Source organism: Caulobacter sp. Root1472 (assembly GCF_001426985.1).
Classification (GTDB): domain Bacteria; phylum Pseudomonadota; class Alphaproteobacteria; order Caulobacterales; family Caulobacteraceae; genus Caulobacter; species Caulobacter rhizosphaerae.
Map to the genome: position 1 here is coordinate 49,355 of NZ_LMFX01000024.1, position 9,609 is coordinate 58,963.

The window sequence follows — 9,609 nt, forward strand, 5'->3', positions numbered from 1 at the left end:
GCCAGGCCTGTCGCCGATGCGCTGACTGGCGGGCCGCGCAAGGTCCCGACAAGGACCCCGTGGCCCGCCAGCCGGCCGTCGTGCGATCATAGGATCTCACTTGCGGCCGGGGTCAGCGCCGCGCCAAGCTTGCTGGTTCCGGACCAGGACGCGGCGGCGCGCGGCGGCCGATCGCGGCGACGGCTTCGGCCTGGTAGCCGGGCCGGTGGTGGCCGTAGTGCTTTTCCAGGGTCTGGACGCTCATGCCCAGATAGCCGGCCGCCAGCCACATGTCCGCCCCGCCCTCCATCAGCCAGGTGGCGGCGGTGTGGCGCATCCAGTGCGGCGTGATCTCCGCCTCCAGCCCCGCGTCGCGCACGCAGCCCTCGAACCCTCGGCGGATCTTGCTCGCCAGCGGTTTGCCGCCGTGATGCAGCACGCTGACCAGTCGGAAGGCCTCGTCGGTCCGCCGCAGGGCGATCTCGCGGGCCTGGTCCATGGCCCGCCAACGGCGCAGGTGGGCCAGCAGGCGCGGCGGCAACCGGACGACCGGACGGCGCTTGTTGCTCTCGCGCTCGCCGCGGCCGCGCCGGTAGACGATCCCCTTGTCCAGATCGACCCAGGCCTGGTGCAGGGCTTCCTCCCAGAGCAGCAGCCGCATGACCTTGTGGCGGGTGCCGGTATAGAGGCCCATCAGGATGAACCGTCGCAGGTGCGCGCGGTTGGCGCGGGCCGAGGGGCCCAGCCGCACCCAGGCGCCGTCGGCCTCGCGCCGCCAGCCCAGGGCCGCCTTGAGCAGCCGGGCGGCCTGGTCGCGGGTCAGGGCGTCGCGCGGGCTGACCGCCTTGTCGGGCAACCACACGGCGGGACGCTGGGTCAGCTTGTGTTCGCCGTCCCAGTGGGCGATGGCGCTGTTGAGTCCTTCCAGCTCGCGCCGGGCGGTCTCGCTGGAGACCCGCGGCGCGGTCCTGGGGTTCTTGTAATTGGCGTTGGGTTGGCTCTGGCGATGGGCCGCATAGGCCTGGCAGGTCGAGCGCTTGACCTGGTCGAGCGTGCGCTCGCCCCACCCATCCAGCAGCTTGGCGATGAAGCCGTCGAAGGTGGCCGGGTCCAGGCCCGAGGTTCGCGCCCGCTCCGTCGCATAGAGCGCCAGGGCCTCGGCCACCAGCACCTTGGCCGGATCGCGCCGTTCGTCCTGGACCGGCGGCGGGGGCGATGCGGGGACGGGAAGGGCGGGCGGCTGCGCCGGGGCCGTGAGGCCGTGCTTGCCGTTCAGGTAGTCGAGGAGTTGGGCTTCGGCCTGCGCGAGCTGGCCAGGACCGCAGCCCGTGCCAAGTTCAGTCTGGCCGTCACGGATGAAATAGGTGTCGGGCAAGGCGCGGCCGGTGCGCGGATCGCGGCGGGCCTTGCGCAGATAGAGCCGGGGACCTTTGGCGGAGCGGGGCATGGACGAAAGAGCTCGCGAAGCTGAAGCGGCGTGACGAAATACTTCCCGGCGACCTTGGCCGGGACGAGCCGTCCCTTGGCGATCTCGTTGCGCAGCAGGGCCACCGTGATCGGCAGCCTGCCGGCGAAGATCGCCACGGCCTCCTCCAGCCGCAGCGGATCGTCCTCGGCCCAGTCCTCGGGACGTGGGCGGGCGGCGACGCGGTCAAGGCCGGGCATGGTCGGGGCCGGCGCGAAGAAGGTCACCGCCCCTGAGACGAACGGGACGGGCGTGGGGGACAGTGGCGAGACGCCAATAAATTTCGCTCGGCGGGCGCATGACGGCACTATCGTCGGGCCGCGCCCGCCCGCAATCGCGCCCCTTGGCGGCGGCGACAAAGGCAAGCAAAGACAACCGGACGGAATAGTGCTCCGCCTGGCCGACCTCGCCATCGGGGCCGGGCCAAGGCGTCAAGCCTCCTTGCACCGATCCGGCGCGCCGGCGACGCGGCCAAGGGTTCTCGCCGGCCGCTTGCGCGGCCGGCTTCACCCGGACGGGAGAGCGGCCGGCGGTCACGCTCGGTCCCGCGGCTTTCGCCGCTCCTGCGGGCGCGACGCCTGGCGGGCAGGTTTTGGCCTGCCGCCGGCCGCTCGACGCCGCCTCCCGCCACGCGCTTGGCGCGGGCTCCTGTGCAGGCTTCATCTTGCGAAGAGGCGGCCGCTGGCCGCAGGGCTTGGGGCTCCGCCCCCGGCGCGCTTCGGATCGGCTTCCGCCCAGCTTCGGGCCCGGACGGGACAGTCGGGTTGGACGGGCAGGCAAGGCCCTGCAGCCGGGTCCCCGCGAAGCCGCCCCTCCGCTTGCACCCCCGAAGGGGCGCTGGAGCGGCGAAACCATTGGGAGAAGACCAGCCACAGCCTGCTGGTCGGCGTGATCCTGCACGTGCTCTACGCGGAAGCCGACAAGACCCTGACGAAGCGCAGCAGGCCGCCGAGGTGCAGCGGCGGTTCAGAAGCGCGGCGCGCCAGGCGGCGCTCGATCCCGACGACGGCATCCCGCTATGAGGCCGGGGCGATGAAGATCCAGGCCAAGGTCTTTCTGCCCGGCGAGGTCGCCCGAGTCCTCGATGAGACCGCTCGGCGAACCCGACGATCCAAGTCCGAGATCATGGTCGCGGCCCTTGTTCTTCTTCGACATCATGGTCAAGGAGGCCGCCTTCCAGGATGTGACCTGGCATATGTGGCTCTACTATTTCCCGCTGATTGTCGAAGCCCTTGAGGCCAACTACGACGACACGGGGGAGGGGATTGATCCCTCCGATGAGCACCCCACGATCGGCGCCTTCCTGATCTATCACGCGTTCGACATGCTCGGAGATTGGGTCAAGCTGATCGACGAGTTGCCTGCGGATTCGTCCCATCGTCAGGTCGAGGCCGGCGGCCGCCACCAGAACGGCAACATCCCCAAGTCGGCGACCATCGCGCTCGGACGCTCCCTATCGACGGTGCTGATGTCCAACCGGATCGGCGACGAGTTCAAGACCTACCTGATGGAGGTGGTTGCGCGCGACGTGAAGGGCCTGAAAGCCGGGAGTCCGATCCGCGCAGCGCTAATCCACGCTATCGTCACAGGCGGCGTCGATTTTTCCAGGGCCGGTTACCTTCCGAGGCTCAGGACCGCGTTCGGGTCGATCGATTTCGTCTTGCGGTTCGATGTCGCGGACCTGGACGCCGCCATAACGCCGCCTCGACCCGCGCCACCGGTGTCGGGAGCACTGCACGCAAGCCCGCCAAGCGACGCCCCACGGCGAAAGGTAGCACCACGTGACCACCCATGAGGACTCTGATCCCACCGACCCGCTGGATGACCTGACCAACGACATCCTCTGGATCCTGATCGGCGTCTTCGTGATGCGAAGCCGTTCGCAGTTCGAGGGTGTTGGCGGCTGGTCCAGTCAGCGTCTGGGAGAGGAACTGTTTATGCTCGAAGCTTTGCAACGCGACCTTGTCGTTCGCCTGCTCGCGCTCGACGACGACGACAAGGGTCAGCGTTCGTTCCGGTCGGTGATGAAAACCTTGAAGGCGCGCGGCATCCTGAAGGGCACCGACCAGGAGATCGTCGATGCGGCGGTCAAGGCCTACCGGGCTCTGGTCAACACCATGAAGGTCAAGCATCGCAACGCCTACATCGGACATATGAAGGAAGGCCAGAGCGCGACACCCAAGTTGCCCCAATCTCCGGAAGGTTTTGGCGACGCGATCGCCAAGTCCGTCGAGATCGTGGACCAAATCGCGCGCACGCGTCAGGCCTACTCTTTCAAACTGACCGGCGGCCAGCTGATTGATCTTCGGGCTGAGCTTGGCGTCTAGGGAGAGCGTCGATGACATCGCCACAGCGCAGGCCGCATTGCCTTGACGTTCCGTCCTGGCGGAAGTTCACGCGCGAAGAGCATCTAGAATATATCGCTAAACTACAGGCTCGAACTCCGTCGACGGGCCCTGGCGGCGGCGCGCTTGTCGTGCGCCACCGCCTAAGCACGCTCGACATGTACTGCTACCTTAGGGCCCGATTTGGGACGCCTAACGGCATTCAGAACTTTCTTCGCCGCGACGACAGCGACAACCTCGTCCACTGGGACTTCAACCTGAGGGCCGGCGATGCCGATCTTTACGTCATGGCGACCTCCCGAGAGGTCCAGTTCATGATCGCCGAGCCCATGTCGGACGAGGACTGGAAAACCCTGATCCTGGCGATCAAGGCGGACTTCGCGCGGGTTGGTCCGGAGAAGAAGGCCGAATTGGATCGGCTCGAGAAGTGGACCTTGTTTCCCAATAAGTACGTGGCGATCGCCGGTCTCTGCGCTGACCATCACGGCACCATAACCGACGTCCTGGCGGCCGGCGACCCGTTCGCCTTTGACGGGCGCGCCGCCGTAGCCGCCCATTCCTCCGATGGCACGGAGCCGGGCACAGGCCGGGTGATTCCGTCCGCCGACGCCGCGCTTTACGGCGCCTGCCTCCAACTGGCCCTGCTGACGCCCATCATGGCGGAAGCCTTCATCAACATGGTGATCCTAGTTCTTTGCCGTCCGGAAGTGCGAAGCGATAAGCGCCGTTACGACGCGTTCGTTCGGGAACAGATTGATCTCAAGATCGCGGACCTATCCTACAAGTGCCAGGGCTTCGCCCATCCGATCGACATGAAGTCGGATGTCGCGAAGGCGTTCAAAAGGGTCATGGATAAGCGGAACAATTCCATTCACGGCAACATCGACCCGGCCCGCGAAGGGATCGAGACGGTGTACTTCGATGGAAAGCGGCCGCTCTACCCGGAGGGCGGTGACCACATCGGCAAGTTCAAGGCCTCGCTCGCCAAGCATTACAAGCCGCAGGACGCCGTAGCGGACTACGAAGCCACCCACATGATGCTTTTGGAAATCGCCGGCGCCCTGGAGCCGAATTTGCAGGATCAGCTCTGGATGATCCTGGGTGACTCCTACCCAGGCTTCGACGAACGCCGCCAGAAGGTCGGTAAGCTCTTTCCGGATCACTATGTCGGCGGCTATCTACAAGGGCTGCGTTACGACGACGATCTGCACGTTGAGTGGTAGGTCGCTGGGTCGAACAACCCAGCTCTACCAAGAGGTCGGAGCATTCCAGATTTCCGACAAGAAATCTGCTTGGCCGCCAGACCGCCCACCTTCAGCTGTAGGCGAATGTCTGGATGCCAATGTCAGCTGTTGGCGCTGATCGCCAAAGGCCGACAGGCTTATCCTATCCCGAGCTTTCGGCCGATATGGCCCACGACGGCGCATCGCGCAGGCTCGGTCTTTAGCAAGATGTGGATCCGGCCCTCCGCCGGCCCGAAGTCGGCATGGTCGCTGTAAGTCTCGGTCACGCCGTCGGCGTTGGCGAAATCAACCAAGCCTTTGTTGATCCGCGTCCCGCTCTCCGGCCGCATGTAGCAGGTCCATTGCGGCGCGGCGGTTCCATCGGCCGCCCAGGCGCCGACACTGGCGTCGATGTCCCCCAATCGGCGAACCGCCGCGGCGAGGACGCGATCGCCCGCCAGAAGCGCTTCAACCTGACCCCGGACCCTGGGAAGAAACAGCAGGTTGGGGAATAGCTCGGCGCGGCGCGCCCAGAGATCGGCCCCATCGACCACGGCCGGCGGCGGGGGCTGGCGCAAGAAGGCCTCGAACGGTGCCGTGCCGATGGTCGCCGTTATGTTCCGGGCGTCGATGGCGAGTTCGGAGAGTTCCCCGGTCTCGAAATCCATCTCGTAGCGGATCAGCGGCACGGGGGTGATCTGCCAGGCCGCGTGAGTTTCGAAACTGAGGCCGACGCCGTCCAGGGCCCACGATAGCCCTAGAGCCTTGGCGGTCGCGCCGGCGAAATCACCGCCTGCCTCCGAGATCTTGAACTCGGTCAGTACGAAATCCTCGCCGCCGGCCGCTTCAATAACCCGGTCGAACGGCGAGCGGTCCTGGAGCCGTTTGAGGAACTGCCCTTCCTCCACGCAGAGCTGGCTGTTCCTCAAGGCGGCGACGGAATGACCATCTCCCAGCGTGATCGCGTTCAGGCCCAGGTCAGAATTCAAGACCACGTCGCCGTTGAGCTTCTTGAGGGCGCGTAGTGAGCTCACGATTGATCGCAGGTGCCCACAAGCCGTCTCAAGAGGAACCGCACCGCTCGGAAGCGACAGATCGTTCAGGAAGACTTCGATGGCCATGTGGTCGGATCAATCCAGCAATTGATCCAGGCTCTTCTCCCATTGGTCGAAGAAGCCCGACGGCCAATGCGTGAGACGCCCTTCCTTGGTGATCTTCGGCGACTCGAACTGGCTCTGGTTGCCGGGCTCGCGATGGAAGAAGTGGAGCCGTGCGCGGGTCGGATCCAGGCCGCCGTCCTTTACCGCCAACCGGATACCGTTCAGTACGTGGTCGCTGTGGCTCTCGACGATCACCTGCACGTTGCCCGCGGCCGTCAGCGCCAGCAGCCGCCCGATCGCGACCTGGCCCTGGGGGTGCAGTTGCGCCTCGGGGTTCTCGATCACGATCAGCGATCCGGGCTTGGCCCCAAGGCACGCGGTGACGACGGGCAGCGCGTGAGTGAGGCCAAAGCCGACGTTGGTCGGCCGCAGGGGCGCGCCGTAACTCACGCCCTGACCGCGATAAGAGAAGGCCAGGCGGACGAAGTCGGTCATCGGCACTGAGTGGGCGTCGACCCGAACCCCGGGACTGAATTCCTGCAGCCACGCATTGACCTGAGCCAGCAGGCTCTGGGCCTCCGGTTCGCTGGGGTGGGTGAGCTCAGTATTGGCGATGCGCTCGCCGCCGAATTCCAGCAAATAGTGCGCCGTGAATTCCCCTCTGGGACCGAGGGTCTCCCACTTTCGAACAGCATGATGCGATTTGGGAAAGGTGACAGACGGCGTGATCCGGTCGGCCCGCAAAAACTGAAAGCCGTGAGCGAGCAGATTGAAGATCTGCATCTCGCCGTTGTCGTTGGGCCGGCCGACCCTGCCGGGGGAGGCGTCGCATTTCAGGACGTCGGCTTCGGTCTCAATCGGCGCTCGCCAAACCAGATTTCCACCGCCGAGGACCCTCTCGACGCCGATGCCGATAGTGATGACGGGCTCTTCGAAGTCGTGATTGAGGACGTCCGAGCCCGTCCCGAGTTCGACCAAATCGCCATTCAGCAGAAGGTCGTCGGCCATCAGGAAGCCCGCATCCCAGGACTGGCGGATCAAGCCCAGGGCCTGGAGGAGAGTGCTCTTGCCGCTGCCGTTGAGTCCGGACAACAGCGTCAACTGCGCCAACGGAACCGTCGTATCACGGAAGGCCTTGAAGTTTTTCAGGCTGATGGTGTGGATCATACCAGGGCTCCGGCGAACAGCTCCTGGATCCGCGTAAACCGGCGATTGACCTTCGCCACATCGCCGGTGCCCTGGGAGATTGCCGAGTCGAAGGCCCGATCCCCGCACAGAGCGATGAAATCTCCCCTTACTTTGGCACTATTGGCGATAAGGCCCTTGATCTGGTCATCATCCAAGGCGGCGAGATTCACCGAGATTGCCTCGAACAGCGCCTTGTTGATCGGCAGGCGGCCCGCGGCGAGCGAGTAGCGCTTTCGGAAGGCGTCATTGCCGAAGATCGCGGCCGCAGCCTGCATCGAGCGGACGAATGCCGAGCGCATCTGGGCGATATCCTCGATGTTCAGGCCGTTGATGACCTTCATGGCGCGGATGAGGAAGCTGTCCATCTCGGGCTGGCGGTATTGCGCCAGGCCGACCTTGAAGAATGCAATGAAGCGCAGCACGAGCTCCCGGTCGTCCATACGCACGGCCCGCACGCTGTTGTCGGTTGCGGTTGTGAATGCGGCTAGGCCGGCCCAGTCCTCCAGCAGTTTCCGGGCCGACCCGGGTGTGATCGCATGCCGCAATTCCTGCGGCGAAAGGGCGACCCCGCCCGTGTTGATGCGCGCGAAAATGTTGAACTTGACCTCGGCGGGCGTGCCCTTGCGGATCAGGTGGATGACGAGTTCGGTTTCGCGCAGCCGCAATTGCAGTCTCGCGCTCAACTCCGCGAAGGTCTTGCCGTCGTAGGCGCCCAGGTACTCAAGGCCCGTGAGGGTCAACGGCGTCTCGTCGATCACCGAAGCGTCGATGAAGCGGGCGATGGTCGAGAGGCGCTGGATACCGTCCACGATCTCCCATCGCTCGTCATCGTCCTCGGCAGCGTACAGAACCGGCAGGGGTATACGGAGCAGCAGGGACTCGATGAGGCGGCTTTGGCGCTTGGCATCCCAGACGCCCCAGCGGCGTTGGAAGTCCGGCTGCAAGTCGATCATTTCTGAACGAGTGCGTGACAGGAGGAGGTCGACCGTCATCGATTTGGTGACAACATCGATATCTTCAGGGTCGAACGGCTCAGCGATCTTTTCGGCGTCATCCGCGCCGGTGTCCTCGCGCTCCACACCTGTTGCCAGTCCTTGGAGGTCTAATTCCTCTTGAACCACCACGTCTGCCATAGACATTCCAGAACACTCGCAAAATTTGACCTACAGCATAGGTGGCGGCAGTTATGGGTCAACGTTCCGCTGCGCGGGACAGCTCGGTGGCGACGCGACAATAGCAGCAAACGGTCTGCGCAACGGTGCTCCGAACGTCGCGTTTCTGGAGCTGCCCGCGAGTCCACAATTGGCGCCCAACCGCCAGAACACCGTCATTGAGCGTGCAAGTGAGGGGCGACGGCGGACGCCGCATGTCTGCGCCAAAATAGCGCATCGCGATCTGGACCCGCCAGGGCGACGGTTAATCTGGGCTTCAGCGTTCGGAGACAATTGTCGAACCGCCGACTTTTTTGTGGGCGCAAAAGTTTTGAGAACCGCCATGCGCCTCGACGACCTGAAGATCTCCGCCAAGGTCATGCTGCCGGCCATTGTCCTGGCGCTGGTTGCGCTGGCGAGCGTCGCCATGGGAACGTGGCAGGCCAGCAGGATCGAAAAATCCCAGGAGATTTTGGTCGAAGAGCGCGCGCCGACCGAACTGGCGGTGGCTCGCTTCAGCCGACAGGTCGCCACGATCGGCTACTCGGCCTATCGCGCCGTCGCCAATGACGGCGCCTCGCAGAACGCCCATCAAGCTTCCGAGGCGCTCGACGAGGCCTTCCGCAAAGGTAACGGCTATCTCGACAAGGCCATGGCCGCTGATCCTTCTAGCGCCGCCGAAATCATGGGGCTCAAGACGCGCTTCAAGACGATCCACGACAGCGCCCGGCAAGGCGCGGACATGGGTCTGCAGAATATCGACGAAGCGGCCGTGGCGATGATGGACTCGATCGACCCGCAGATGGTGGCGTTGACCAAGGACACCGCCGCCTGGATCGACCGGCATAACGCCGAAACTGAGGTCCTGGTCACCCGATCCAAGCGCGAGGCGGCCAGAAGTTCGCTGATCACCATCACCTTCGGTCTACTGTCGGCCGCCGCGGCCCTGGCCTACGCCCTGTGGATCGGTTCACGAAAGATCGCCAAGCCTTTGGTTGGTCTTTCCAAGACCATGGAAGTCCTGGCCCAGGGCTCGGTGGACGTCGAGGTGGCCGGCGCCCAGCGCAAGGACGAGGTCGGCGCCATGGCCCGGTCGGTCCAGGTGTTCAAGGACAACGCCCTGGCCCTGCGCACCGCCGAGGCCGCCCAGCAGCGCGC

General features: G+C 65.0%; 8 protein-coding genes. 4 read left to right on the plus strand and 4 right to left on the minus strand.

The genetic code is table 11. The features are described from left to right. Window positions 1-112: 112 nt before the first annotated feature. A complete protein-coding gene (locus ASD47_RS17055) occupies window positions 113-1,426 on the minus strand; it encodes a tyrosine-type recombinase/integrase (RefSeq protein WP_056759155.1) in 1,314 nt (437 codons plus the stop codon). Between the two features lie 1,156 nt (window positions 1,427-2,582). On the opposite strand from ASD47_RS17055, the gene ASD47_RS17060 reads away from it, so the two are divergent. The 3 genes from ASD47_RS17060 to ASD47_RS17070 are packed head-to-tail and all read left to right on the plus strand — an operon-like array spanning window position 2,583 to window position 5,012. Further along, window positions 2,583-3,239, plus strand: coding sequence for a hypothetical protein (locus ASD47_RS17060; protein WP_056759157.1), 657 nt, complete (start codon window positions 2,583-2,585; stop codon window positions 3,237-3,239). After that, window positions 3,226-3,771 (plus strand): hypothetical protein, encoded by a 546-nt coding sequence (locus tag ASD47_RS17065; protein ID WP_056759158.1) that lies wholly within the window; start codon window positions 3,226-3,228, stop codon window positions 3,769-3,771. The genes ASD47_RS17060 and ASD47_RS17065 overlap by 14 nt, the downstream gene beginning before the upstream one ends. An 11-nt stretch (window positions 3,772-3,782) precedes the next feature. Beyond that, window positions 3,783-5,012: a hypothetical protein gene (locus ASD47_RS17070; protein ID WP_156402295.1), complete on the plus strand. Its 1,230-nt coding sequence runs from the start codon at window positions 3,783-3,785 to the stop codon at window positions 5,010-5,012. A 158-nt stretch (window positions 5,013-5,170) separates the two neighbouring features. Here the strand turns inward: ASD47_RS17070 and ASD47_RS17075 are convergent, their stop codons facing one another. From ASD47_RS17075 to ASD47_RS17085, 3 genes are read right to left on the minus strand one after another with little or no spacing between them, the layout of a single operon-like run. Further along, window positions 5,171-6,133 carry a hypothetical protein gene (locus ASD47_RS17075; RefSeq protein ID WP_056759162.1) on the minus strand — a complete coding sequence of 321 codons (963 nt, stop codon included), beginning with the start codon at window positions 6,131-6,133 and terminating at the stop codon, window positions 5,171-5,173. A 9-nt stretch (window positions 6,134-6,142) separates the two neighbouring features. Next, on the minus strand, window positions 6,143-7,279 hold the full coding sequence (locus tag ASD47_RS17080) for a DUF3696 domain-containing protein (RefSeq protein WP_056759165.1): 1,137 nt from the start codon (window positions 7,277-7,279) through the stop codon (window positions 6,143-6,145). Then, window positions 7,276-8,433, minus strand: coding sequence for a DUF262 domain-containing protein (locus ASD47_RS17085; RefSeq protein WP_162251667.1), 1,158 nt, complete (start codon window positions 8,431-8,433; stop codon window positions 7,276-7,278). Before ASD47_RS17085 ends, ASD47_RS17080 begins: the two co-directional genes overlap by 4 nt. A gap of 25 nt (window positions 8,434-8,458) precedes the next feature. On the opposite strand from ASD47_RS17085, the gene ASD47_RS17090 reads away from it, so the two are divergent. Next, the coding region (locus ASD47_RS17090; RefSeq protein WP_156402296.1) for a HAMP domain-containing protein at window positions 8,459-9,609 on the plus strand (1,151 nt) is incomplete at its 3' end.